The sequence below is a fragment of the Streptomyces sp. NPDC049597 genome (assembly GCF_040675505.1).
Classification (GTDB): Bacteria; Actinomycetota; Actinomycetes; order Streptomycetales; family Streptomycetaceae; genus Streptomyces.
Genome location: NZ_JBFAOY010000001.1, coordinates 101486 through 126825, shown reverse-complemented (window position 1 = coordinate 126825; position 25340 = coordinate 101486). Strand labels below are relative to the sequence as shown.

Sequence of the window (25340 nt, the reverse complement as noted above, 5' to 3'; positions counted from 1 at the left end):
GGACAGAGGATGTCCGGTATCCGTGGGACGTTCGGTCCATGACGACGGACAGGACGACAGAGCAGACGGCGGCGGGTCGGACACGGCAGCCGCTCCGGGGAAAGGTCGCGCTGGTCGCGGGCGCGACGCGGGGCGCCGGCCGCGCCATCGCCGTGGAGCTGGGCGCCGCGGGAGCCACGGTGTACGTGACGGGGCGCACGACCCGGGACCGGGTCAGCGAGGTGGGTCGCGCGGGGGAGACCATCGAGCAGACTGCGGAGCTGGTCACGGCCGCGGGCGGGACGGGCATCGCCGTCCCCACCGACCACCTGGAGGCCGACCGGGTCCGCGCGCTGGCCGGCCGGATCGACCGCGACCACGGCCGCCTCGACATCCTGGTCAACGACATCTGGGGCGGGAACCACCTGCTCGACTTCGACACCCGGATGTGGGACGTCGACCTGGAGCGCGGGCTGCGCATGATCGACCTGGGTGTGCGCACCCACATCATCACCAGCAGCATCATGCTGCCCCTGCTGGTGCGGGAGCCGGGGGGCCTGGTCGTCGAGGTGACGGACGGCACCGCGGAGACGAACAGGGAGCGCCGCGAGAACTTCTACTACGACCTCGCCAAGAACGGGCCGATCCGCATGGCGTACATCCTCGGCGAGGAACTGAAGGAGGTGGGCGCGACGGCGGTGGCCGTCACCCCGGGGTTCCTCCGCTCCGAGGAGATGCTGGACTTCTTCGGCCTCACGGAGGAGAACTGGCGCGACGGCATCGCAGGACAGAAGCTCTGGGAGCTGTCCGAATCGCCGGTGTACATCGGCCGCGGCGTCGCGGCCCTGGCCGCAGACCCGGACCGGGCCCGCTGGAACGGCACGTCGCTGGACAGCGGGCGGCTGGCGAGGGAGTACGGGGTGACGGACGCGGACGGCAGCCGCCCGGACGTCTGGGGCTTCATGCTGGCGGAGAAGGCGGGCAGGACGCCGCGCGCGGACGCGTACCGCTGAGCGGGGCGCACGCGGCCCGGAAGCGTCGCGCCGGGTCCGCGGGCGGCGCGGTGGTCCCGTCGGGCGCAGGTGCCGGGTTCTGTGTGGGTGCGCCTGCGTCACCGCCTCGGGGCCGCGCCGGGCCGCGCCGGGCCGTCGCGCCCGCCGTGCAGCCGCCGGGTCCGCAGGCGGCGCGGTGGTCCCGTCGGGCGCAGGTGCCGGGTTCTGTGTGGGTGCGCCTGCGTCACCGCCTCGGGGCCGCGCAGGGCAGTCGCGCCCGGAAGCGTCGCGCCGGGTCCGCGGGCGGCGCGGTGGTCCCGTCGGGCGCAGGTGCCGGGTTCTGTGCGGGCGCGCTTGGGTCACCGCCTCGGGGCCGCGCCGGGCCGTCGCGCCCGGCGGGCCCACGTGCACAGGCAGGCGGGCCGCCAACGACGGCACGCCACACCTGCGCAGGCTTCCGGGGTCCATAGGAGGGCGGCACGCCGACACCGGCGCGGGCTCCCGAGGTTCATCGGCGGCGGTACGCCACACCGGCGCAAACTCGCGGGGTTCATCGGCGGGTCGGCCACCACCGCCGGCCGGCGCACCCGCACGCGCCCGGGCCTGAGCCCGGCTCGCGTCCGACCCGTTGCCGAGGCCCGCCTCAGGCGTACAGGTCGCGCATCCGCGTCGCCGTCGCCGCGAAGCGGTCCCGCAGCTCCGCGGGCTCCAGAATCTCCGCCTCCGCGCCCAGTGTCAGCAGCTGCGAGTACGCCACGTCCAGCGACTCCACCGGGAGCGTGAGCGTCACCCGGCCCACCGCGTCCGGCGGCGGCGCGGCGGCGAGCGCCTCCTCGGCCGCCGAGCGGTCCGTCACGTACGGCAGGCGCGCCGCGCCCGCCTCCGTCACCCGCACCACCACCTCCGCGCGGAGGAGGGAGCGCGCGAACTCGGCGGCGCGCTTCGCCCAGAAGCCGGGCAGGTCGAAGTCCTCGTCCCGTTCGAAGACCTCCCCGTCCGCCTCCGCCGCCGAGAACCGGTCGATCCGGTACACCCGGAACGAGCCGCCCTCCGCGCGGGCGCACAAGTACCAGACGCCCGCCTTCAGCACCAGACCGTACGGCTCCAGTTCCCGCTCCACCTCGGCGTCCCGGCGACGGTACGACGCCCGGATCCGGCGGTCCGCCCACACCGCCTCCGCGATCAGCGGCAGCAGGTCCGGCGTCCGCGGCTCCTGGTACCAGCCGGGCGCGTCCAGATGGAACCGCTGCGCCGCCGAGTGCGGGGCGTCCCGCAGGGACGGGAGCAGCGCAGCGGACACCTTCAGGCGCGCCGCGGAGGCCGCGTCCTGAAGGCCCATGTCCCGCAGCGCGCCCGGCAGTCCGGACAGGAACAGGGCCTCGGCCTCGTCGCGCCCGAGACCGGTCAGCCGGGTGCGGTACCCGCCGATCAGCCGGTAGCCGCCGCTCCGCCCACGGTCCGCGTAGACCGGCACCCCCGCCTCGGAGAGCGCGAGCGCGTCCCGGGTCACGGTCCGCTCGGACACCTCCAGCTCCCGTGCCAGCTCGGCCCCGGTCATGGAGGACCTCGCCTGCAGCAGCAGCACCATCTTGATCAGCCGGGCAGCGCGCATGCAGGCATTGTCGCGCGGCTCAGGCCGCCGGCTCCCGGGTGCGGATCCTCCCAGCGGCTTCCGGTGCGCGGATCCGCCCAGCGGCTTCCGGCGCGCGGATCAGCGCAGCGGCTCCTGGACCTCGGTGACCCACTGCTCCTTGTCCGGCGGGCACTCCAGGTAGACCTCACGGGCGTAGCCGGCCGAGCGGTGCCCGCCCGCCTCGATCCACCGGGCCAGGTTCTGCGCGGTGGACACGATCGCGTCCATCGGACCGCGGTGCACGATCGTCGCCGCCCGCTCGACCGCCGGCAGATCGACGATCGCGAAGTCCTGGCCGGGCGCCGGGGCGGCCGAGACCGTGCACCCGGCGTGCACCAGGATCGCGCCGTCGCCCTCGGGCGCGTCCTCGTAGTGGGCGATACCGGGCCCTGTCGGCGTGACTCCCGCCGCCGTCAGGCGGCGGAAGAGCTCCTCGTACAGCGGGGTGATCACCGGCCCGATGTGCTCCGGGCCGTAACCGGCGGCGACGGCGGTCAGTTCGGCGACCCGCACCGCCGGGGTGCTCTTGATCATGACGTCCTGGGTGGGCATGCGGCCCTCGCTCTCGATCGACCGGAGCCTCGCCTCGACCTGCGCCAGCCGGGCGGCCGCCGTGGCCCTCGCCTCTTCCAGCTCCGCCTGCCGCAGCGTGAGCATTCCGCGCAGCTCGTCCGTGGTCACCCGCTCCTCCAGGATCCGGCGCACCTGTTCCAGCGTGAAGCCGAGATCCTTCAGAGCGATGATCCGGTTGAGCCGGGCGAGCTGAGCCGCGGAGTAGTGGCGGTAGCCGGTGAAAGGGTGGGTGCGGTCCGGCCGCAGCAGCCCGATGGCGTCGTAGTGACGCAGCATGCGGGCCGACACCCGGCCGTGGCGGGCGAAGTCTCCGATGGTGAACATGACGTCTCCCACTGCACGGCTTCACACGGTGTCAAGGTCAACCATCACGGACGAACGGCCCCCCGAACGCCCGAGGGTCCCGGAGGCGGCTGCCTCCGGGGCCCTCGTACACGCAAACGGGTTCCTACAGACCGTAGCGCTCGCGTGCTTCCTTCACGGCCGAGGCCGGGACCTCGCCGCGCCGGGCCAGCTGGGCCAGCGCCGCGACCGTGATCGACTGCGGGTCGACGCCGAAGTGGCGGCGCGCGCCCTCACGGGTGTCCGACAGACCGAAGCCGTCCGTGCCGAGCGACGACCAGTCCTGCTCGACCCACTGGCTGATCTGGTCGGGCACCTGCCGCATCCAGTCGGAGACGGCCAGCACCGGACCCGGAGCGCCCTCCAGCGCCTGGGTCACGTACGGCGTGCGCTGCTCGCCGCGCAGCAGGGCCTCGTCGGCCTCCAGCGCGTCGCGGCGCAGCTCGCCCCACGAGGTCGCGGACCACACGTCGGCGGCCACGTTCCAGTCGGCGGCCAGCAGCTCCTGGGCCTCGAGCGCCCAGTGGATGGCCGTACCGGAGGCGAGCAGCTGCAGGCGCGGCGCGTCCGCCTCGGCGGAGCCCTCCTTGAAGCGGTACAGGCCCTTGACGATGCCCTCCTCGACGCCCTCCGGCATGGCGGGCTGCGGCTTGGGCTCGTTGTAGACCGTCAGGTAGTAGAAGACGTCTTCCGCGTCCGGGCCGTACATCCGGCGCAGACCGTCCTTGACGATCACCGCCACCTCGTACGCGAAGGCCGGGTCGTAGTTCAGCGACGCCGGGTTCGTGGCGGCGATCAGGTGCGAGTGGCCGTCCGCGTGCTGGAGGCCCTCACCGGTCAGGGTCGTACGGCCCGCCGTCGCGCCCACGATGAAGCCCTTGCCGAGCTGGTCGGCGAGCTGCCACATCTGGTCGCCGGTCCGCTGCCAGCCGAACATCGAGTAGAAGATGTAGAACGGGATCATCGTCTCGCCGTGCGTCGCGTACGACGTCGCGGCGGCGATGAAGTCGGCCATGGCGCCGGCCTCGGTGATCCCCTCGTTGAGGATCTGGCCGTCCTTGGCCTCCTTGTAGTACATCAGCTGGTCGCGGTCGACCGGCTCGTACGTCTGGCCCAGCGGCGAGTAGATGCCCGCGGACGGGAAGAGCGACTCCATGCCGAAGGTGCGGGCCTCGTCCGGGACGATCGGCACCCAGCGCTTGCCGGTCTCCTTGTCCCGCATCAGGTCCTTCATCAGCCGGACGAAGGCCATGGTCGTGGCCATCTCCTGCTTGCCGGACCCCTTGTACAGGGCCTTGAAGGCGCGCTCCTCCGGCTGCGGCAGCGCCGCGGCGTGGACCCGGCGGGCGGGGGCGGGGCCGCCCAGGGCGGCGCGGCGCTCCTGGAGGTAGCGGACCTCGGGGGAGTCGGCGCCCGGGTGGCCGTACGGCACGAGGCCGTCGACGAAGGCGCTGTCGGCGATCGGGAGCCCGAGCAGGTCGCGCATGCCCTTGAACTCGTCGATCGTCAGCTTCTTCATCTGGTGGTTGGCGTTCTTGGACTCGAAGCCCTTGCCGAGCGTGTAGCCCTTCACCGTCTGGGCGAGGATCACGGTCGGCGCGCCCTTGTGCTCGACGGCCGCCTTGTACGCCGCGTACACCTTGCGGGCCTCGTGGCCGCCGCGGGAGGTGTAGAAACACTCGGCGATCTTCGCGTCGGTGAGCAGCCTGGCCAGCTCGACGAGCGCGGGCTCGGCGCCGAAGAAGTGCTCGCGGATGTACGCGACGTCGCGGGTCGCGTACGTCTGGAACTGCGCGTCCGGCACCTCGCGGAGGCGGCGGACGAGGGCGCCGGTGGTGTCGAGCTGGAACAGCTCGTCCCAGGCCGAGCCCCACAGCGATTTGACGACGTTCCAGCCGGCGCCGCGGAACTGGGCCTCCAGCTCCTGCACGATCTTGAAGTTGGCGCGGACCGGGCCGTCGAGACGCTGCAGGTTGCAGTTGACGACGAAGGTCAGGTTGTCGAGCCGCTCGCGCGCGGCCAGGGCGAGGGCCGCGGTCGACTCGGGCTCGTCCATCTCGCCGTCGCCGAGGAACGCCCAGACGTGGGAGTTCGCCGTGTCCTTGATCCCGCGGTTGTGCAGGTAGCGGTTGAAGCGCGCCTGGTAGATCGCGGAGAGCGGCCCGAGCCCCATGGAGACGGTGGGGAACTCCCACAGCCAGGGCAGACGGCGCGGGTGGGGATAGGAGGGGAGGCCGTTGCCGCCCGCCTCCTGCCGGAAGTTGTCGAGCTGCTGCTCGCTCAGCCGGCCGTCGAGGAACGCGCGGGCGTAGATGCCCGGGGAGGCGTGGCCCTGGATGTAGAGCTGGTCGCCGGAGCCGTCGCTCTCCTTGCCGCGGAAGAAGTGGTTGAAGCCGGTCTCGTAGAGCCAGGCCGCGGAGGCGAAGGTGGCGATGTGGCCGCCGACGCCGAAGCGGGAGCCGCGGGTCACCATGGCCGCCGCGTTCCAGCGGTTCCAGGCGGTGATGCGCGCCTCCATCTCCTCGTCGCCGTCGAACGCGGGCTCGGCGGTGGTGGGGATGGTGTTGACGTAGTCCGTCTCCAGCAGCCGGGGCAGGGCGACGCCCGCCTTCTCGGCGTGCTGGAGAGTGCGGCGCATCAGGTACGCGGCGCGGTGCGGGCCGGCATGCTCCGCGACGGCGTCGAGGGACGCCGCCCACTCGGCGGTTTCCTCGGCGTCACGGTCCGGGAGCTGGTCGAGCTCGCTCGGAAGCTTGCCTACGGGGTCGGTCATGATCGCCGCCTTCCGGACAGGAGGGGGGTGGAGAAAGGGGGGTGCCATGTCTGGCAGGACAGGGCGAAGGGTTGGGTGAACCCGTCGACGACTGTAAGTCTCTGATCGATGATCGATCAAAGGCTGGGGAGAAATTGGCATCCCGTGCCGCAAAAGTGGGCACCCTGTGCCGCGACGAATCGGCTCTTTCCGGACATGGCCCCGGGCATCAGGGGGAGGTGACGAACCCTGGCTGCCCTGTGGCTGGGGATGCGCGGACGCGGTGGCTGGGGATGCGCGGACGCACTGCCAGTCCTCGGGCACATGGGGGCAACCACCGTTCCACGCGCGGCGTCCGGCACGTGAGGCGTCGTGAGGCACCGCAAGGCCCGGAAGCGGGAAGCGGCCCGGATTCGGGCCCCGGGAGCGGACCGGCGTCGCGGCCAGGGACCCGGCCGAGGCGGGGAGCGTGTCACGAGGCCGCGACCCGCGCAAGGACATGGCACGTGTGAGGCCGGGTCAAGCCCGAGCGACCGCCGCGCTCACAGCGGCGACCACGCACGAGGCGCGGCCCGGTCCAGGGGCGCTACGCGCGCGGCGCGCAGCCCAGTACGTGGGACTTCACCAGCGTGCCGATCGACGGGTCGCGCCTGCGGAACGCCTCCACCAGCTCCTGGTGCTCCTCCGCGTACGACTTCTGCACCGTGCCCAGCCACCGGATCGACAGCGCGGTGAAGACCTCGATCCCGAGCCCCTCCCACGTGTGCAGGAGCACCTTGTTGGACGCGGCACGCACCAGCTCGCGGTGGAACGCCACCGTGTGACGGACCTGCGCCGCCGAGTCGCCCGTGCGATCCGCCTCGTACAGCGCCGCGACGTGCGGCTCCAGCGCCGAGCAGTCGTCCGCCAGCCGCTGCGCGGCCAGTTCGGCCGCGATCTGCTCCAGGCCGGCCCGGACCGGGTAGCTCTCCTCCAGGTCGGCGGCCGTCAGATTCCGCACCCGTACACCCTTGTTGGGCGCCGACTCGATCAGCCGCAGCGACTCCAGCTCGCGCAGCGCCTCGCGCACCGGGGTCTGGGAGACCTCCAGCTCGGTCGCGATACGGCGCTCGACGATGCGTTCCCCGGGCTTCCAGCGGCCGCTGACGATCCCCTCCACGATGTGCTCGCGGATCTGATCGCGCAGCGAGTGGACGACGGGGACGGTCATGGAGCGCTCCTTAAAGCCGCGTCGACCTGTGACCCCTAGACAATACGGCGGCGCCCCCGCCGGAATGTACTCCCAGCGGGGGCGCCGTTCGTGAGGCTGGTTACAGACCGAGTTCGACCTCGAACTCGCCCGCCTCCAGGATCGCCTTGACGGCCGTCAGGTAGCGGGCCGCGTCGGCGCCGTCCACCAGACGGTGGTCGTAGGAGAGCGCGACGTAGGTCATGTCGCGGACGGCGATCGTCTCGCCGAGGTCCGGGTGGTTCACGACCACCGGACGGCGGACCGTGGCGCCGATGCCCAGGATGGCGACCTGGTTCGGCGGCACGATGATCGTGTCGAACAGCGCACCGCGCGAGCCGGTGTTGCTGATGGTGAACGTCGCACCGGCGAGGTCGTCCGGCGTGATCTTGCTGGCGCGCACGGCGCCGGCGAGCTCGGCCGTCTTCTTCGCGATACCGGCGATGTTCAGGTCGCCCGCACCCTTGATGACCGGCGTCATCAGACCCTTCTCGGAGTCCACGGCGATGCCGATGTTCTCCGAGTCGAAGTACGTGATGGTGCCCTCGTCCTCGTTGATCCGGGCGTTGATGACCGGGTGGGCCTTCAGCGCCTGGGCCGCGGCCTTGACGAAGAACGGCATCGGGGAGAGCTTGACGCCCTCGCGTGCCGCGAACGCGTCCTTCGCCCGGGCGCGCAGCTTCATCAGCTTGGTGATGTCGACCTCGACGACCGAGGTCAGCTGGGCCTGGGTGTGCAGCGCCTTCATCATGTTGTCGCCGATGACCTTGCGCATGCGGGTCATCTTGACGGTCTGACCGCGCAGCGGGGACGCCTCCAGCTTCGGAGCCTGCGGCGCGGCCGGGGCGGCAGCGGCGGCGGGCGCCGGGACGGCGGCCTTGGCGGCCTCCGCGGCGGCGATGACGTCCTGCTTGCGGATACGGCCGCCGACGCCGGTGCCCTTGACGGTGCCGAGGTCGACGCCGTTCTCGGCGGCGAGCTTGCGGACCAGCGGGGTCACGTACGCGTCGCTCGCCTCGACGGAGGCGGGCGCGGCGGGCGCGGCCGGGGCGACGGGCGCCGGAGCCGCGGGGGCGGCCGGGGCAGCGGCGGCCGGGGCCGGAGCGGCAGGCGCCGGAGCCGGAGCGGGCGCAGCAGGTGCGGGCGCCGGAGCCGGAGCGGCCGGAGCCGGAGCCGCGGGGGCGGCCGGGGCAGCGGCAGCCGGCGCAGCGGCCGGAGCCGCGCCCGGAGCGCCGATGACGGCCAGCTTGGCGCCGACCTCGGCCGTCTCGTCCTCGCCGACCACGATCTCCAGCAGCACACCGGAAGCCGGGGCCGGGATCTCGGTGTCGACCTTGTCGGTGGAGACCTCGAGCAGGGGCTCGTCCTCCGTGACCTCCTCGCCGACCTCCTTCAGCCAGCGGGTGACGGTGCCCTCGGTGACGCTCTCGCCGAGCGCGGGGAGGACGACGTCGGTGCCGGAGGCGGAACCGCCGCCGGCCGCGGCCTCGGCCGTCGGGGCCGGAGCGGGAGCGGCGGCCTCGGTGGACGGAGCGGCCTGCGGGGCCTCCTGGGCGGGGGCCGGGGCAGGGGCCTCGGCAGCGGCCGGAGCCGGGGCGGCAGCGGGCGCGCCCGTGCCGTCGTCGATCACGGCCAGCTCGGCGCCGACCTCGACGGTCTCGTCCTCGGCGACCTTGATGGAGGCCAGGACACCGGCGGCCGGGGCCGGGATCTCGGTGTCGACCTTGTCGGTGGAGACCTCGAGCAGCGGCTCGTCGGCCTCGACGCGCTCGCCCTCGGCCTTCAGCCAGCGGGTGACAGTGCCCTCGGTGACGCTCTCGCCGAGCGCCGGAAGGGTTACGGAAACCGCCATGGTTTCAGTTGCTCCTTACGAAAGTGCGGAAGTGGTCGTCGCGCCCGGACTGATCAGTCGTGGGAGTGCAGCGGCTTGCCGGCCAGGGCCAGGTGGGCCTCGCCGAGGGCCTCGTTCTGCGTCGGGTGCGCGTGGATGAGCTGCGCGACCTCGGCCGGCAGAGCCTCCCAGTTGTAGATCAGCTGCGCTTCGCCGACCTGCTCGCCCATACGGTCACCGACCATGTGGACGCCGACCACGGCACCGTCCTTGACCTGGACGAGCTTGATCTCGCCCGCGGTCTTAAGGATCTTGCTCTTGCCGTTGCCCGCGAGGTTGTACTTCAGGGCGACGACCTTGTCCGCACCGTAGATCTCCTTGGCCTTGGCCTCGGTGATGCCGACGGAGGCGACCTCGGGGTGGCAGTACGTCACCCGCGGCACGCCGTCGTAGTCGATCGGAACGGTCTTCAGACCGGCCAGCCGCTCCGCCACCAGGATGCCCTCGGCGAAGCCGACGTGCGCGAGCTGGAGCGTCGGGACCAGGTCACCGACCGCGGAGACGGTGGGCACGTTGGTCTGCATGTACTCGTCGACCAGGACGTAGCCGCGGTCCATCGCGACGCCCTGCTCCTCGTAGCCGAGACCGGCCGAGACCGGACCGCGGCCGATGGCGACCAGCAGCACCTCGGCCTCGAAGGTCTTGCCGTCCGCGAGGGTGACGCGCACACCGGTCTCGGTGTACTCGGCCTTCTCGAAGAAGGTGCCGAGGTTGAACTTGATGCCGCGCTTGCGGAACGCGCGCTCCAGCAGCTTCGAGGAGTTCTCGTCCTCGACGGGGACGAGGTGCTTGAGGCCCTCGATGACGGTGACGTCGGTGCCGAAGGACTTCCACGCCGAGGCGAACTCGACGCCGATGACGCCGCCGCCCAGGATGATCGCGGACTGCGGGACCCGGTCCAGCTTGAGGGCGTGGTCCGAGGAGATGATGCGGTTGCCGTCGATGTCCAGACCCGGCAGCGACTTCGGCACGGAGCCGGTCGCCAGCAGGACGTGGCGGCCCTGGATGCGCTGGCCGTTCACGTCGACGGAGGTGGGGGAGGACAGGCGGCCCTCACCCTCGATGTAGGTCACCTTGCGGGAGGCGACGAGACCCTGCAGGCCCTTGTACAGGCCGGAGATCACGTCGTCCTTGTACTTGTGCACACCGGCGATGTCGATGCCCTCGAACGAGGTCTTGACACCGAACTGCTCGGCCTCGCGAGCCTGGTCGGCGATCTCACCGGCGTGCAGCAGAGCCTTGGTGGGAATGCATCCGTTGTGCAGGCAGGTGCCGCCGAGCTTGTTCTTTTCGATCAGTGCGACGTCCAGGCCCAGCTGAGCTCCGCGCAGGGCCGCAGCGTAACCGCCGCTACCGCCGCCGAGGATCACTAGGTCGAAAACGGTGCTGGCGTCGTTCGCCACGTCACGTCCTCCATGCATGTGCGCCGTTCGCCGTCGTCGATGACGGGCGGCGGCTGGTGTTCGGCCGCTTGTCTTCGGCCCTGTGGTGGGGGCCCTGTCCTGCCGAGAACCCATCTTCGCACTTGTCGACGGACGGCGGGACGCGGGGCCGGAGCTTGAGATGGTGAGCTTGAACGCTTTCGGGGCTACTGGGGCGTACGCGGGCGGGGCGCTTCACGGGGCCGCCCGCCGCCCTCCCCCTGACGGCCCGGCGGCCGTGGGCGGTGCCCCCGTCCCGTGACGGTGCGGGGGCGCGGACGCCCCCGCCGCCGTCGGCCGTGCCCTCGATCTCCCCCTACGTCCCGGCGGCCGCGGGTGTTCACCGGCAAAGCCGGGGAGTGCTCCCCGGGCGGGCCGGATCTCCCTCCACGAGATCCAGCCCCGTCGGCGTCGAGGCGCGGGAGCCAGGGGCGGAGCCTCCGGTCAGCCCAGGTCGCCGGAGGCCGTGCGCTCCGCCAGCTTGACCAGCGTGCGGACCGCCGAGCCGGTGCCGCCCTTGGGCGTGTAGCCGTACGGCGCGCCCTCGTGGAAGGCCGGCCCCGCGATGTCCAGGTGCGCCCAGGTGATGCCCTCGCCCACGAACTCCTTCAGGAAGAGGCCGGCCACCAGGCCGCCGCCCATGCGCTCGCCCATGTTGGCGATGTCGGCGGTCGGCGAGTCCATGCCCTTGCGCAGGTCGGCGGGGAGCGGCATCGGCCAGGACGCCTCGCCGACCTCCTCGGCGATCTCGTGGACGGCGGTGCGGAAGGCGACGTCGTTCGCCATGATGCCGAACGTGCGGTTGCCCAGCGCCAGCACCATCGCCCCGGTCAGCGTCGCCACGTCGACGATCGCGTCCGGGTTCTCCTCCGACGCCTTCGTCAGCGCGTCGGCCAGCACCAGCCGGCCCTCGGCGTCGGTGTTGAGCACCTCCACCGTCTTGCCGCTGTACATGCGCAGTACGTCACCGGGGCGGGTGGCCGAGCCGGACGGCATGTTCTCGGCGAGCGCCAGCCAGGCGGTGACGTTGACCGCGAGGCCCAGGCGGGCGGCCGCGACGACGGCGGCGAACACCGCGGCGGCGCCGCTCATGTCGCACTTCATCGTCTCGTTGTGCCCGGCCGGCTTCAGGGAGATGCCGCCCGAGTCGTAGGTGATGCCCTTGCCGACCAGGGCCAGGTGCTTGGCGTCCTTGGAGTGCGTGTAGGACAGCTTCACCAGGCGCGGCGGGTTCTGCGAGCCCTGACCGACGCCGAGGATGCCGCCGAAGCCGCCCTTGGCCAGCGCCTTCTCGTCGAGCACCTGCACCTTGATGCCGTGCTCCTTGCCGGCCGCGGTGGCGATGGCGGCGAAGGACTCGGGGGTGAGGTCGTTCGGCGGGGTGTTGATCAGGTCGCGGGCGCGGTTGATCTCCTCGGTGAGGGCGATCGCGCGCTCGGCGGCGGCCTTGAACGCCTTGTCGCGGGGCTTCGCGCCGAGCAGCGCCACCTCGGCCAGCGGCTTCTTGCCGTTCTTGCCGTTCTCCTGGTAGGCGGTGAAGGCGTACGCACCCAGCAGCGCGCCCTCCGCGATGGCCTCCGCGTCCTCGACCGCCTCTATCGGCAGCGCGAAGGCGGCCTTCTTCGAGCCGGCCAGCGCGCGGGCCGCGCTGCCGGCCGCACGGCGCAGCGCCTCGGTCTCGTACGCCTCGTCCTGCTCGGGCGCCGCGCCGAGCCCGACCGCCACGACGACCGGCGACTTGACGCCGGCGGGGGCGGGGAGCTTGGTCACTTCGCCCTCGGCACCACTTGCGCCGAGGGTCTCCAGGACGGTGGCGAGCTTTCCGTCGAACGCCTGGTCCACGGCCTCCGCGCCCGGTGCGACCACCGGGCCCTTGGCCCCCTTGGCGACACCGACGACGACGGCGTCGGCGCGCAGCGTCGCCGCGCCCGCAGTGCTGAGAGTGAGAGCTGTCACGGTGGTGAATTCTCGCTTCCGTTGAGTTCCGAGGCCGCAGCGGCCGTACAGGGGGATGGATCGGCATCCCCACGCCGGGGGAGAGCCTACGCGCGGTGGTACGGCTCGCTCACGGCGGCGGCGGTTCACTCGTCCGTGGTGTCTCCTTCATCTTTGCGCCAAAGGCCGTGAGAGGTCAGCCACACTCGGGCCGTTCGGGCAAGGGGACACCGTGTTCCTTTGCATCATCTCCACAGATCCTCCTCGGGGCCGACCGTCCCCGGGAGGGCGTGCAAGGGGGGAAACCAATGGAGTTGCACGGATCACGCATGGGCAGGGCCGCCGCGGCGGTCGTCGCCGCCGCCTCGCTGGCGACGGCGCTTCCGGTGGCCGCGGCCGCCGCACCGCTGCCCCGGATCGATCTGACCGTCCTCGTCGTCGACGACGGCGGCGGCGCGGTCGACGCGATCGTCTCGGAGCTGCGGAGCACCGGGGTGCCGTACCGGAAGGTCGACCTGACCGACCCCGCCCGGCCCGTCGTGGACGCCGCCTTCCTGAGCGACACCCTGGACGGCCGGCCGCGCGCGAAGTACCAGGGCGTGGTCGTCCCGGACGAGGACCCGTTCGGCGCGGACACCGCCCGGGGCGCCGCAGAGAACGCGGCGCTTTTCGCGTACGAGAAGACGTTCGGGATTCGTCAGGTCGACGCCTGCACCTGGTCGCATCCGGGGGTCGGACTGGAGTACGTGAACGAGGGCGGATACGCGGGCGCCCTCGACGGCGCCCCGAGCGCCCTCACCGCCGCCGGCCGCTCCGGCCCCTTCCGCTACCTCGACGGACCCGTCACCTTCGAGGACAACTCGCCTTCTGTGGCGGAGAGTTACGGATATGCCGGCCGGCCGCGCGAAGGCTTCACCAGCTATCTGGACACGCCCGTCGGCGAGGGGACCGCGCGCGGCAGCCTCATCGGCGAGTACGCCCACGACGGCCGCCGCGAGCTGGTGGTGACCTTCGCGTACAACCGGCACCAGCGGCAGTTCCGGGTCCTCGCCCGGGGCATCGTCGAATGGCTCACCCAGGGCGTCCACCTCGGGCAGAGCCGGCAGTACCTCTCCGTGCACGTCGACGACGTCTTCGCACCCGACGCCCGCTGGGACACCGAACGCAACTGCACTCCCGGCGACTTCGACTGCACCGCCGCCGGTGAGGAGACCGCCCCGATCCGTATGACCGCGGACGACGCCGCGTACGCCGCGGCCTGGCAGCGCTCCGCCGGCTTCACGCTCGACATGGTGCACAACGCGGGCGCCGGCGAGGAGTGGCGGGCCGAGCACGGAGGCAGCGACCCGCTCACCGACCGGCTCCTCGCCGACAAGGCGCGGTACCGCTGGATCAACCACACCTACACCCACCCCTTCCTCGGCTGCGTCCAGGACGTGTCCGTCGTGCCGTGGCAGTGCGCGAAGGACGCCGCGGGCAACACGCGCTGGGTCAGCCGCGCCGAGATCTCCGCGCAGATCCGCGACAACCACGACTGGGCCGTGCGCAAGGGCCTCGCCGTCGACCGCACCGAACTCGTCACCGGCGAGCACTCCGGTCTCAGGACGCTGCCGCAGCAGCCGGTGGACAACCCGAACCTCGCGGGCGCCCTCGCCGACAACGGCGTCGCATGGATCGCGAGCGACAACTCCCGCGAACCGCAGCAGCGTGCCGTGGGCGCCGCCCGGACCGTGCCACGCCACCCGATGAACGTGTACTACAACGTGGGCACCGCGGCCGAGATGACGGACGAGTACAACTGGATCTACACCGCGGCGGCCGACGGGGGCAGCGGCGTCTGCGAGACCGACCCGTCCTCCACCTGCCTGCCCGAGCCGCTCGACACCGCCACCGGCTACGCGTCGTACATCGTGCCGCAGGAGGCCCGCACCGCCCTCGGCCACGTCGTCGCGAACGACCCCCGCCCGCACTACGTCCACCAGTCGAACCTCGCGGAGGAACGTCTCCTCTACCCGGTGCTCGACAAGGTGCTCGCCGACTACCGCGCGCTGTTCGCGGAGAACAGCCCCCTCGTCAACCCGCGCCAGCGGGACACCGGCACCGAGCTCGCGCGGCGCGCCGCCTGGAGCAGGGCGCTCGCGCAGGGCAGGGTCACCGCGTACCGCATCGGCGGCACCATCACCGTCAAGGCGCCGTCGGGCGTGGCCGTGCCCGTCACCGCGCCGGAGGGCACCCGCAAGCAACTCCTTGTGACCACCGCGGCGTTCGGCACCGCCTACGCCGGGGCGCGGTCCGCCTGGACCACGCCCGCACCGCTCCAGTCGGCGATCACGCTGAGGCTCCCGTCCTGAGCCGCTGAGCCCTCGACGTATCGACCGCTCGCCGACCGCTGTCCTGGGGGGACGAACCATGCTGAGCTGTGGCCGCCATGTCACCATGCTCACCGAAGGCACCTATCCGCACGTCCACGGGGGCGTGTCCACCTGGTGCGACCAGCTCGTACGGGGGATGCCGGAGGTCGACTTCCAGGTCGTCGCCCTCACCGGCAGCGGGCGCGAGCCGGTCGCCTGGGAACTGCCGCCGAACGTCTACCGGCACACCTCGTTCCCGCTGTGGGGCCCCGAGCCCGCCCGCCGGCGGCTCCCACGGCCGGAACGCCGCCGTTTCCTCGACGTCTACGAGCGCTTCCTGCTGTCGCTGCTCGACCCGGCCGCCGGCTGCGACTTCGGCGCGGCGCTGGACGAACTGACCGGATACGCACGCGACGGCCGGCTGACGGCGGCGCTGCGCTCCGAATCCGTGCTGCGCGCCCTGATGTGGATCTGGACGATGCCGCACCTGGAGATCTCCGCGGCCAGGCCCACCGTGCACGACGCGCTCACGGCCACCGATCTGCTGGAGCACGCGCTGCGCCCGCTGGCGGCGCGGATACCCGACGACGCGATCGCGCACGCCGTCAGCGCCGGGCTCGCCACGCTCCCGGCGCTCGCCGCCCAGCACCGCGACGGCGTGCCCTTCCTGCTCACCGAGCACGGCATCTACCTGCGCGAGCGCTATCTCGGCTACCGCGCCCAGGCGCAGCGCGCGCCCGTGAAGACGCTGATGCTGAGCTTCTACCGGGAGCTGAACTCGCTCGGCTACCGGCGGGCGGACCTGATCACCCCCTGCAACCGGTACAACCGGCGCTGGGAGGAGCGGGGCGGCGCGCCCGCGGAGCGCATCCGCACCGTCTACAACGGCGTCGACCCGCACGCCTTCCCCGACGCCGGGCCCGAGCCCGACGTGCCCACCCTCGCCTGGGCCGGCCGGATCGACCCCATCAAGGACCTGGAGACGCTCATCCGCGCGTACGCGATGGTGCGCGCCGAACTGCCCGCGGTACGGCTGAGGTTGTTCGGCGGCGTGCCCGCGGGCGGGGAGGCGTACCGCGTCCGGCTGGAGAAGCTCGCGGCCGCACTGGGCGTCGTGGACGGCATCGTGTGGGAGGGCCGGGTCGGCGACGTGGCGCGCGCGTACGCGGCCGGCAGCGTGGTGATGCTCTCCTCGATCAGCGAGGGGTTCCCCTTCTCCCTCATCGAGGCGATGTCGTGCGGGCGGGCGACCGTGTCCACGGACGTGGGCGGGGTGCGGGAGGCGGTCGGGGACACCGGCCTCGTGGTGCCGCCGCGCGAACCGGCGCTGATGGCCGAGGCGACGGTCGGCCTGCTGCGGGACGCCGGGCGGCGCGCGGAGCTGGGGCGGCGGGCCCGGCAGCGGGTCGTCGACCGGTTCACACTGACGCGGTCCGTCGACGGCTTCCGCCGCATCTACCGCGAACTGGCCGGCTTCCCGGAGCCCTCGGCGCAGCCTCGGTACGCCGAGGCGGTGGCCGGGTGAGCGGTCCCCTGTGGCAGGGGCCGGGACCGCGGGTCGACACCCTGGCCGTCCTGCCGCGGCAGCGCGGCGGGACGGCGGCCGACCCGTTGGACGCGCTCGCGGACCGGCTGCGCGACGTGATCGCCGCGGCCGTGCACCCCGACGAGGTCGCGGCGGTGCTGGAGTCCGACGGCATGACGGACGACCACATCCGGCTCACCTACGGCCGTCCGGACTCCTTCGCGCTGGCGGAGGATCTGTACGCCAAGGTTCCCCGCGCCCACCCCGAGCCCCCCGGACCGCCCGCCGACCCCTGGCAGGCAGGCCTCCTCGGCTGCCTGCTGCGCGGTCTCGTGTTCGCGCTGCCCGGCCTCGCCTACGTCCTGGCCGCGCCGATCCTCGCGGGAGCCGCGCTGGCGCCGCTGCTCGCGGGCGCGCTGACGGGCTGGACGTGGAACCAGGCGCTGTCCCACCGGGCCTACGCGTGGCTGGGCCTCGGCGACCGGGCCTCGGCCGTCCGCTGCCTGCGCGCCGGCGCCCCGGCGGGGGCCGTGCTCGGCACGGCGGCGGCGCTGCTGTGCACCGGTGCGGGCCAAGGGACCTCCGCGGTGTTCGCCGCCGTCCAGTCGCTCTACCTGGCGGCGGCGACGCCCCTGCTGGTCCTCGACCGCGAACGGGCCCTGCTCCGCTGTCTGTCGCCCCTCCCGGCGGGTACGGTCCTGGTCCTGCTCCACGAAGGGATACCGCTGTGGGTGCCCACGGGCCTGCTGCTGGCGTCGCTGACAGCGGCCCTGGCGACGGCGACGGCGGTGCTGCGCCCGGGGCCCCGGCGGCCGGGCCTCGCCGCCGAGCGCGACCGGCCGCGCCGCGCACCGGCCGGTGGTCCCGCCGGCCGGGCGGCGGGTGCTCCGGTCGCCGCGGTGGTGGCGCTGGTTCACGGCGGCGGAATGTTCAGGACGCTGCGCGGCTGGTCGTCCCGCCGGGCCGGCGCCCCGGTCGCCGAGGCGGCCCGCCGGATGCGGTCGGCAGCCGGTCCGGCGGCGGCCTCCGAGCGCGGCGAGGACCACCCCACGGCCGGTGCGCGGTCCGCCGCCGGCGGCACGGCGGCCCGGTTTCCCGGCGGGGAGCCACCGCGCGCGGCGCGTGACGTCCGGCGTGGCCGCCCGATACGCCGGGCCCGTACCGGCGAGGTGAGCCGGTTGCCCGGACGCCGGGGCGGCCGCGACGCGCAGTCGGCCGTGGGCACGGTGCCGCGGCCCCCGCGCACCGGACCGTATCGGGGTCGTTGCCGTCTGCCGGGCGTGGTCCGCCGCTTGTGGCGCGGCACCGGGCGCGACGCCGCCGGGGCCGGCGGACCGGCGGGCCGGCACGAGCGCGGCGACGGGGGCCGTCGCCCGGTCGCGGTGCTCGCCGCAATGCCGTGGCCGCCCGGCACGGTCACGGCCCGCGTCCGCGGAGCGTTCGGCACGGTCACGGCCCGCGGCCGCGGAGCGTTCGGCGGGACCGGGCAACGGCGCGCCGCCCCGCGGCTGGTCGCGTCCGTGCCGCACGGGCTGTTCGGGCTCGGCGTCGGGGCCCTCGTCCTGTACACCGCCCTCGGTGACGTCCTCGGCGGGCTGACCGGCGCCGCCGTCGCCGCGCCGTCCGCCGTCGCGCTCACCCTCAGCATGGGGCCCGCCGAGTGGCTGCTGCACCGCTTCCGCAGCGAGACCCTCGCCGGACTGCGGGCCAGCACCACGCCCCGCGCCTTCTGGCGCACCGCCTCCGCCGTGCTCGCCGAGTGCCTCGCCGGCTACCTCGCCGTCCTGTTCGCGCTCGCGCTCGCCGGTACCGTGCTCTGGCCAGGCGCTCCCGCGCTCGGCGGCGTACGGCTCGCCACGCTGCTCCTCATCGGCACGGTGCTGTGGACCGGGCTGCTGCTCCAGTCGTTCGGGGCCGTCATCGTCGCGGCCGGCGTGTGCTGCGCGGCGGCGCTCGTCCAGACCGCGGCGCTCGTCACCGGCACGGGCAGCCCCCGGGCGGCGGGACTCGCCGTGGCGGCGACGGCGGCGGCCGTCCTCGCCGGACTCGTCTGCGCCCTCCTGGGCCGCGCCACGGCACACCGCGTATGAGCACACTCCTCGTCCCGTACTACGAGCACCCCGCCGACCGTCCCGCCGCCTGGGACGCCGTCGTCGCGGCCGCGCCCCGCCTCTACGGGGTCGTCCTCAACCCGGCCAGCGGTCCGGGCGCCGCACCCGACGCCGAGTTCGCCGCGGTCGCGTCCCGGCTGCGGGACGCCGGGGTGCGGGTCGTCGGCTACGTGGACACCGACTACGGCCGCCGCCCGCACGCCGCCGTCCTCGCCGACCTCCTGCGCCACCGCGACTGGTACGCCGTGGACGGCGTCTTCCTCGACCAGGTCGCCTCCGGACCGGAGAACCTGCCCCACTACGGCCGCATCGCCGTCGCCGCCCGTGCGGCGGGCGCCACGACCGTCGTCCTCAACCACGGCGTCCACCCCGACCCCGCCTACGCCGAGCTGGCCGACCTGCTCGTCACGTTCGAGGGCCCCTGGGACGCCTACCGCACGACGGGCGTCCCGTCATGGACGTCCGCGCACCCGCCGGAGCGGTTCTGCCACCTGGTCTACGCGGCCCCGCCCGACGCCCGCGCGGGCGCGGCGGTCCACTGCGTGGTGCCCGGCACGGGCGCCCATCCGTGGGGCACGCTCCCGCACGCGCTGGAGCCCTCCGCCTAGGGAGCGAGCCGGTGACCCACCGTCAGCACGAGCAGCGCGGCCGTCCCCGCCGTCTCCGCCAGGGCGCCGAACACGTCGCCCGTCACCCCGCCGAAGCGGCGCACGCAGTGCCGCAGCAGCACCTGCGCCGCGGCCAGTCCCGCGAGGACCGCGAGCGCCGCGTGCGGGGCGCCGTACGCGCCGGTCAGCGCGCCCGCACCCGCCGCGCACCCCGTCACCAGCGCCGCCACGGCGAACGCGAGGCCTGCCGGGACGGACTCCGCGACCGCCGCGCCGAGTCCCTCCGGGCGCGCCGCCGGGACGCCCGTGCGGGACGCGAGGGTCAGGGCCAGGCGGGCCGTGACCGCCGACAGGGCCGCCGCGCACGCGCCGAGCGCCCAGCTCCGCCCGTACAGCGCGCTCAGCGCGGCGACCTGCGCCAGCAGCACGAACAGCAGCGTGATGACGCCGAACGGGCCGACGTCCGACTGCTTCATGATCCGCAGCGCGTCCTCGGCGGGCTTTCCGCTGCCCAGGCCGTCCGCCGTGTCGGCCAGCCCGTCCAGATGCAGTCCGCGCGTGAGCACCGCCGGTACCGCGGCCGTGGCGACCGCGGCGAGCAGCGGCCCCGAGCCGAGCAGGAGCAGGAGGCATCCGAGCGCCGCGGCGCACAGGCCCACGACCAGGCCGGCGAGCGGCGCGCACAGCATGCCGGTGCGCGCGGCGTCGCGGTCCCAGCGGGTCACCCGCACGGGGAGCACGGTCAGCGTGCCGAAGGCGAAACGCACGCCATGCAGAGCAGTCATCGCGCGAGAGTAGCCCGACGCCTGCGAAGCTGAATCGCCCATAACGCGCGAACCGGAAGCGGGTGGCATGGGTCACTGGTTCTACCGCAACTTCGTCGAGCCGGGAAAGCTCCCGATGCTGCTCGCGCTGGCCTCGTTCGTCCTCACGTTCCTGGTCACACGCACGGTGACCCGGATGATCCGCGCGGGCCGCGGGCCCTTCCGGAACGTGACTCCGGGCGGCATGCACATCCACCACGTCGTGCCCGGCGTCATCCTCATGGTGGTCGGCGGGTTCGTGTCCCTCGGCGGCGACCGCAGCAGCGTCACCGCCTGCGTGGGCGCCGTCGTGTTCGGGATCGGAGCGGGTCTCGTGCTCGACGAGTTCGCGCTGGTCCTCCACCTCGACGACGTCTACTGGACCGAACAGGGCCGCCAGAGCGTCGAGGTCGTCGTGCTCGCCGCGGCCCTCGCCCTCCTCGTGCTGGCCGGCTCCTCGCCCCTCGGCGTCAACGCGCTCACGCCCGACGAACGGCAGAACCGCGCCGTGCTGATCCTCACCCTGGCCGGCAACTTCCTCCTGGTCGTCGTCGCTCTCGTCAAGGGCAAGCTGCGGATGGCCCTGATCGGCGTCCTCATCCCCTTCGTCGCCCTGGTCGGCGCCGTACGGCTCGCCCGGCCCGGCTCACCGTGGGCCCGCCGCGTCTATCGCCGCCGGCCCCGCGCCCGCGCCAGGTCCGTGACGCGCGCCACCCGCCACGACCGGCGCTGGGGCGGAGTGCGCCGGCGGTTCCAGGACCTGGTCGGTGGCGCGCCCGACCGGCTGCCGACCCGCAGACGCTGACGGCGCCGCCGCAGCACCGCGTCCGCCCCGCACACCACCAGCACCGCGCCGATCGCCGCCAGGTGCTCCTTGCCCGCGAGGTTCGGCTTGACGATCACTTCGACGATCATCGCCACGACCACCAGACCCGCCGTGAACCACGCCCCGTAGCGGTGGCAGACGAACACCGCGAGGCCGACCACCGCCGCCGACGGCCCGGTGTCCACGATCCGCGCGTCCGAGGCGGGCAGCCCGAACGGCCCGTCCGGGCCCACCGCGACACCGATCCGCGCGTACGTCGTCCCGGCCAGCGTCGACACGTACGCGACGACCAGCGTGCGCCACCGCCCCAGACTCAGCTCCGCGATGCCGAACACCAGCAGGATCTGCGCCAGCGCACCCCATACGGGCAAATCCAGCGCCGGCACGAACAGCGACAGCGGTGTACGCAGCAGGGCGAGCCACAGCGGGTCCTCCGCCCGGACGAAGCCGATGTCGTGGACCAGCCGCAGGCCCCAGGGCCGGTGCTGGAGTACGTAGAAGAAGGCGGTGAGCCCGACGGAGACGAGGGTGAGCACGACCGCCCGCCACCGCCTGAGGGCAAGGGCGGTGCGGACCGTGGCGTACAGCGTGCCCCACTCACGGCGCGCGGCGGCGGCAACGGACGCCGTGCTCACCGGCCGCTCTCCGGATGCCGGCGGTGCAGCCGGTCGAGCAGTCGAGGGGCTCCCAGGAACCCCTCGGCGCGGGCGGCTGCGACGCCGATGCGCAGCAGATCGGCGCTTTTCTCGAAGAGCATGAATCGCGGCTCCCAGATCGGTCGGTACTTGGCGTTGGCCCGGTAGAGCGACTCGATCTGCCACCAGCGGGAGAAGAAGCCGAGCAGTGAACGCCACAGCCTCAGCACCGGTCCCGCACCGAGCTTCGAGCCCCGTTCGAAGACCGACCTGAACATCGCGAAGTTGAGCGACACCTGAGTGATCCCGATCTCTTCGGCACGCTGGAGGAGTTCGATGACCGTGAACTCCGTCAGTCCGTTCTCCGCCTCGCGGTCGCGCCGCATGAGATCCAGCGACAGCCCCTTCGGCCCCCAGGGAACGAAGCTCAGCAGAGCCTTGAGCTCGCCCTCGCCGTCCGTGCACTCGAGCATCACGCAACGCCCTTCCGCCGGGTCGCCGAGCCGCCCCAGCGCCATCGAGAACCCGCGTTCGGTGGCGCCGTCGCGCCACTCGTCGGCACGCCGCAGCAGCTCACGCATCTCCGGTTCGGGGATGTCCTCGTGACGGCGGATCCGCACCCGGTACCCGGCGCGCCGGACCCGGTTGTACGCCTGGCGCACGGTGCGCATCGCCCGGCCCTCCAGCATGCCGCTCTTTCCGGGGGCGCGACCCCCGGGTCCCCAGTCGCCGGTGTCGACGATCGCCTCGTCGCCGAGTTCCAGGGCGTCCATGCCGTGCCGTGCGTACACGGTGCCCGCCTCCTCGCCCGCTTCGATCACCGCCGGGATCCAGCCGTGCTCGCGTGCCTCGGCCAGCCAGGGGCCGATCGCGCCGGGCCACGCCTCCGGGTCGCCGATCGGGTCGCCCGACGCGAGCGAGACGCCGCCCACCACGCGGTACGCCACGGCCGCCTTGCCGGTCGGCGACCACACGACGGACTTGTCGCGGCGCAGCGCGAAATAGCCCAGGGAGTCCCGCTCGCCGTGCCGCTCCAGCAGGGTGCGCAGCCTCGCCTCGTCGTCCTCGGTGAGCGGGTCGACGGCCCGGAGCGAACGGAACGCGGCGTACAGCACGGCGAGCAGCAGCAGGGTGGACATGACGTTGATGACGACGTCCGCCCAGCCGGGCGTGACGATCGCCGGGAAGCGGTCGTCGTCGACGGCGACGGACACGAGCCGCATCGCGCCGTAGCGCCAGCGCTCCAGGAAGGTCGAACTCTGGGGGGAGGTGTTGGTGACGGTCACGAGACCGGTGGCCAGCAGGGAGGTGACCAGCAGTCCGCCGACGGCCACGGCCGCGGCCAGCCTCGGGTTGGAGCGGTCGCCCTTCGCGTAGAACTCGCGGCGGCCGAGCAACAGCGCGCCCATGAAGGCGGCGCTGAGCGTGAGGGAGACCCAGTTCTGGGCGTGCTGCCGGATGGCGGGGAAGGTCATCGCGACGGCGAACAGCAGCAGGAACACCCCGCAGAGCACGAGGTTCAGGATCCACGCCGCCCGTTTGCGGCGCCGCATGGTGACGGCCAGGAAAAGGGTGAACACGCCCGTGGCGAACCCGGCGGTGAGCAGGTAGGGGGTGAAGTGGTCGTCCGTGTTGTGGCGGCGCAGGTCCTGGCCGAAGGCCACCCACACGGCGCCCAGGAAGTTGAGGAACGTCACGGCCCGCAGGTACCAGACGGCGAATGCCGCGCTGCGCCGTGTGCGGTCGGTACTGCGCCCGGGCTCGTCACCGGACGTACGGACTTCTCCCATGAAACGGGATCATATGGGGCGCAACAGGTCATGACGGGCGGGCTGCGGCCGCCGTCCTGTCGGGCGGCCGCGTCCGCCGGACCGTCAGTCCGTCGCGCTCACGTCGTCGTTGCCGCCCGCCGCACCGGCCGTCTCGGCCTTTCGCTCGGGGAGCTCCGCCGCGAAGGCGGCGGCCGCCTGGACCAGGGGGAGCGCGAGGAGCGCACCCGTTCCCTCGCCGACGCTGACGCCGTGATCGAGCAGCGGGGTGAGCGCCAGCCGGTCCAGCGCCTTCGCCTGCGCCGGCTCGCCGCTGAGCTGACCCGCGAGCCACCAGTCCGGCGAACGGAACGCCGCGCGCTGGCCCACGAGACCGCACGCCGCCGCCACGACCCCGTCGAGGACGACGGGCATCCGGCGCACCGCGCACTGCAGGAGGAAACCGGTCATCGCCGCGAGGTCCGCCCCGCCGACGGTCGCGAGCAGCTCCAGCTGGTCGCCCAGCACCGGCCGCGCCCGGCGCAGCGCGTCGCGGATCGCCGCGCACTTGCGCATCCAGGCCAGGTCGTCGATCCCGGCCCCGCCGCGGCCGGTGACCACGGACGCGTCCGTGCCGCACAGCGCGGCGATCAGGGTGGCGGCGGCCGTCGTGCCACCGACGCTGAGGTCGCCGAGGACGACCAGGTCCGTGCCGGAGTCGGCCTCCTCGTCGGCGATGGCCATGCCGAGGCGTACGGCCTGCTCGGCCTCCTCGACGGTCAGCGCGTCCTCGATGTCGATACGTCCGCTGCCGCGCCGCACCCGGTGCTTGACGACGTCCTCGGGCAGCAGCCCCGGATCGCAGTCCAGTCCGGCGTCGACGACCCGCACCGGCACGCCGGAGCGGCGGGCCAGCACGGCGACGGGGCTCACGCCCTCCAGCACGGCCCGCACCAGCTCGTGCGCGGTCCCGTACTCCCGCCCGGACACCCCGAGTTCGGCGACGCCGTGGTCACCGGCGAACAGCACGGCGCGCGGCTGCTCGATGGCCCTGACGGGGACGGCGGCCTGCGCGGCCGCGAGCCACTCACCCAGCTCGTCGAGCCGCCCGAGCGAACCGGGCGGCACGACCAGCCGCTCCCGCCGTTCCTCGGCGTCGCGCCGGATGCCGCTGTCGGGGCGCTCGATCAGTTCGGAGAAGTCGTCGAGATTCAGCCTGCTCATTCGCCGAACAGTACCGTTTCCCCACCCCGCCCTTCCCCGCAACCGGGGGCTCCGCCCCCGGGCCTCGCGCCTCACGAGCCTGCTTCGCAGCCCGTCCGGCGCGCTTGAGTACACCACGCGCAGCGCGGCACGTCGTGCGAGGCGAAGCCGCGCCCGGCCCCCGGGCAGCCGGTGCCATTGCCTCCGCGTCGCCGGGGACCCCACCCCCACCCGCCACTCCGTCGACGGCGACCGAGGCGCCGGCTCCGGTCGGAGCCCGGTGACGGGAAGCAGGTCCCCGCCCAGGCCGCCGGGCCGTAGGGGGCGTTGAGGCGCGTGACGCGGGGGCGGAACCCCGGTTTCGGGAAGGGGCGGGGTGGGGGAAGGCCCGCCGGCGGCGCTGCCCCAGCCGCTTCGGCCCGCCCGGCGCCCCGGCAGCTCAGGTTCCGCTGGGGGTCATGCCCCCTGGCGTCGCCGGGGCCCCCGCCCGCCACTCCGTCGACGGCGACCGAGGCGCCGGGTCCGGGCGGAGCCCGGTGACGGGAAGCAGGTCCCCGCCCAGGCCGCCGGGCCTGGGGGGTTGAGGCGCGTGACGCGGGGGCGGAGCCCGAACACCGCGCGAAGCGCGGTACCGGGTCCGGGGCGGAGCCTCGGTTTCGGGAAGGGGCGGGGTGGGGGAAGGCCCGCCGGCGGCGCTGCCCCAGCCGCTTCGGCCCGTCGGCACCCCGGCAGCTCAGGTTCCGCTGGGGGTCATGCCCCCTGGCGTCGCCGGGGCCACTCCCCC

Annotated in this window: 16 protein-coding genes and 1 pseudogene; 6 read left to right on the top strand and 11 right to left on the bottom strand. The window is 73.6% G+C overall.

Annotation, left to right across the window (positions count from 1 at the left end; translation table 11 throughout):
- Positions 1–38 precede the first annotated feature (38 nt).
- Positions 39–992 carry an SDR family oxidoreductase gene (locus AB0K02_RS00555; protein WP_365990130.1) on the top strand — a complete coding sequence of 318 codons (954 nt, stop codon included), beginning with the start codon at positions 39–41 and terminating at the stop codon, positions 990–992.
- Between the two features lie 622 nt (positions 993–1614).
- Here AB0K02_RS00555 and AB0K02_RS00550 read toward each other — a convergent pair.
- The 7 genes from AB0K02_RS00550 to AB0K02_RS00520 form a co-directional block, all read right to left on the bottom strand.
- A complete protein-coding gene (locus AB0K02_RS00550; RefSeq protein ID WP_365990129.1) occupies positions 1615–2583 on the bottom strand; it encodes a WYL domain-containing protein in 969 nt (322 codons plus the stop codon).
- Positions 2584–2682: 99 nt separating this feature from the next.
- The gene (locus AB0K02_RS00545; RefSeq protein WP_365990128.1) at positions 2683–3501 is read right to left on the bottom strand and encodes a MerR family transcriptional regulator; all 819 of its coding nucleotides are present in this window, start codon (positions 3499–3501) and stop codon (positions 2683–2685) included.
- Between the two features lie 124 nt (positions 3502–3625).
- Complete coding sequence (gene aceE, locus AB0K02_RS00540) at positions 3626–6292, bottom strand: pyruvate dehydrogenase (acetyl-transferring), homodimeric type (RefSeq protein ID WP_365990127.1); 2667 nt, start codon at positions 6290–6292, stop codon at positions 3626–3628.
- A gap of 565 nt (positions 6293–6857) precedes the next feature.
- On the bottom strand, positions 6858–7481 hold the full coding sequence (locus tag AB0K02_RS00535) for a GntR family transcriptional regulator (RefSeq protein ID WP_365990126.1): 624 nt from the start codon (positions 7479–7481) through the stop codon (positions 6858–6860).
- Positions 7482–7581: 100 nt separating this feature from the next.
- On the bottom strand, positions 7582–9351 hold the full coding sequence (gene sucB, locus AB0K02_RS00530) for a 2-oxoglutarate dehydrogenase, E2 component, dihydrolipoamide succinyltransferase (RefSeq protein ID WP_365990125.1): 1770 nt from the start codon (positions 9349–9351) through the stop codon (positions 7582–7584).
- Positions 9352–9404: 53 nt separating this feature from the next.
- Complete coding sequence (lpdA, locus tag AB0K02_RS00525) at positions 9405–10793, bottom strand: dihydrolipoyl dehydrogenase (protein WP_307715876.1); 1389 nt, start codon at positions 10791–10793, stop codon at positions 9405–9407.
- Positions 10794–11255: 462 nt separating this feature from the next.
- On the bottom strand, positions 11256–12767 hold the full coding sequence (locus AB0K02_RS00520; RefSeq protein ID WP_365990124.1) for a leucyl aminopeptidase: 1512 nt from the start codon (positions 12765–12767) through the stop codon (positions 11256–11258).
- Positions 12768–13075: 308 nt separating this feature from the next.
- On the opposite strand from AB0K02_RS00520, the gene AB0K02_RS00515 reads away from it, so the two are divergent.
- The 4 genes from AB0K02_RS00515 to AB0K02_RS00500 are packed head-to-tail and all read left to right on the top strand — an operon-like array spanning position 13076 to position 19341.
- Positions 13076–15097: a hypothetical protein gene (locus AB0K02_RS00515; protein ID WP_365990123.1), complete on the top strand. Its 2022-nt coding sequence runs from the start codon at positions 13076–13078 to the stop codon at positions 15095–15097.
- A gap of 58 nt (positions 15098–15155) precedes the next feature.
- On the top strand, positions 15156–16622 hold the full coding sequence (pelF, locus tag AB0K02_RS00510) for a GT4 family glycosyltransferase PelF (RefSeq protein WP_365990122.1): 1467 nt from the start codon (positions 15156–15158) through the stop codon (positions 16620–16622).
- The gene (locus AB0K02_RS00505; protein WP_365990121.1) at positions 16619–18712 is read left to right on the top strand and encodes a hypothetical protein; all 2094 of its coding nucleotides are present in this window, start codon (positions 16619–16621) and stop codon (positions 18710–18712) included. Before pelF ends, AB0K02_RS00505 begins: the two co-directional genes overlap by 4 nt.
- Positions 18709–19341: a spherulation-specific family 4 protein gene (locus AB0K02_RS00500; RefSeq protein WP_365990120.1), complete on the top strand. Its 633-nt coding sequence runs from the start codon at positions 18709–18711 to the stop codon at positions 19339–19341. Before AB0K02_RS00505 ends, AB0K02_RS00500 begins: the two co-directional genes overlap by 4 nt.
- On the opposite strand, the gene AB0K02_RS00495 is transcribed toward AB0K02_RS00500, so the two are convergent.
- Positions 19338–20126 carry an adenosylcobinamide-GDP ribazoletransferase gene (locus AB0K02_RS00495; protein WP_365990119.1) on the bottom strand — a complete coding sequence of 263 codons (789 nt, stop codon included), beginning with the start codon at positions 20124–20126 and terminating at the stop codon, positions 19338–19340. The genes AB0K02_RS00500 and AB0K02_RS00495 overlap by 4 nt on opposite strands.
- Before the next feature lie 67 nt (positions 20127–20193).
- Here AB0K02_RS00495 and AB0K02_RS00490 point away from each other — a divergent pair, with 67 nt between their 5' ends.
- Complete coding sequence (locus AB0K02_RS00490) at positions 20194–20949, top strand: hypothetical protein (protein ID WP_365990118.1); 756 nt, start codon at positions 20194–20196, stop codon at positions 20947–20949.
- Positions 20950–20978: 29 nt separating this feature from the next.
- On the opposite strand, the pseudogene AB0K02_RS00485 reads toward AB0K02_RS00490, so the two are convergent.
- From AB0K02_RS00485 to cobT, 3 genes and pseudogenes are all read right to left on the bottom strand, one after another.
- Positions 20979–21605: pseudogene (locus AB0K02_RS00485) on the bottom strand (hypothetical protein); the annotation flags it as partial.
- Entirely contained in the window at positions 21602–23395 is a 1794-nt protein-coding gene (locus tag AB0K02_RS00480) for a phosphatidylglycerol lysyltransferase domain-containing protein (protein WP_365990117.1), read from the bottom strand. The pseudogene AB0K02_RS00485 and the gene AB0K02_RS00480, both read right to left, overlap by 4 nt.
- 84 nt (positions 23396–23479) lie before the next feature.
- Entirely contained in the window at positions 23480–24577 is a 1098-nt protein-coding gene (cobT, locus tag AB0K02_RS00475; protein WP_365990116.1) for a nicotinate-nucleotide--dimethylbenzimidazole phosphoribosyltransferase, read from the bottom strand.
- Positions 24578–25340: the final 763 nt, after the last annotated feature.

What these genes read in the sequence shown, in the direction of transcription:
- AB0K02_RS00480 (WP_365990117.1), bottom strand. Translation starts at nt 23,395, where the DNA reads ATGGGAGAAGTCCGTACGTCCGGTGACGAGCCCGGGCGCAGTACCGAC.
- AB0K02_RS00550 (WP_365990129.1), bottom strand. Translation starts at nt 2,583, where the DNA reads ATGCGCGCTGCCCGGCTGATCAAGATGGTGCTGCTGCTGCAGGCGAGG.
- AB0K02_RS00490 (WP_365990118.1), top strand. Translation starts at nt 20,194, where the DNA reads ATGGGTCACTGGTTCTACCGCAACTTCGTCGAGCCGGGAAAGCTCCCG.
- sucB (WP_365990125.1), bottom strand. Translation starts at nt 9,351, where the DNA reads ATGGCGGTTTCCGTAACCCTTCCGGCGCTCGGCGAGAGCGTCACCGAG.
- AB0K02_RS00500 (WP_365990120.1), top strand. Translation starts at nt 18,709, where the DNA reads ATGAGCACACTCCTCGTCCCGTACTACGAGCACCCCGCCGACCGTCCC.
- AB0K02_RS00555 (WP_365990130.1), top strand. Translation starts at nt 39, where the DNA reads ATGACGACGGACAGGACGACAGAGCAGACGGCGGCGGGTCGGACACGG.
- AB0K02_RS00545 (WP_365990128.1), bottom strand. Translation starts at nt 3,501, where the DNA reads ATGTTCACCATCGGAGACTTCGCCCGCCACGGCCGGGTGTCGGCCCGC.
- AB0K02_RS00535 (WP_365990126.1), bottom strand. Translation starts at nt 7,481, where the DNA reads ATGACCGTCCCCGTCGTCCACTCGCTGCGCGATCAGATCCGCGAGCAC.
- cobT (WP_365990116.1), bottom strand. Translation starts at nt 24,577, where the DNA reads ATGAGCAGGCTGAATCTCGACGACTTCTCCGAACTGATCGAGCGCCCC.
- AB0K02_RS00495 (WP_365990119.1), bottom strand. Translation starts at nt 20,126, where the DNA reads ATGACTGCTCTGCATGGCGTGCGTTTCGCCTTCGGCACGCTGACCGTG.
- aceE (WP_365990127.1), bottom strand. Translation starts at nt 6,292, where the DNA reads ATGACCGACCCCGTAGGCAAGCTTCCGAGCGAGCTCGACCAGCTCCCG.
- AB0K02_RS00515 (WP_365990123.1), top strand. Translation starts at nt 13,076, where the DNA reads ATGGGCAGGGCCGCCGCGGCGGTCGTCGCCGCCGCCTCGCTGGCGACG.
- pelF (WP_365990122.1), top strand. Translation starts at nt 15,156, where the DNA reads ATGCTGAGCTGTGGCCGCCATGTCACCATGCTCACCGAAGGCACCTAT.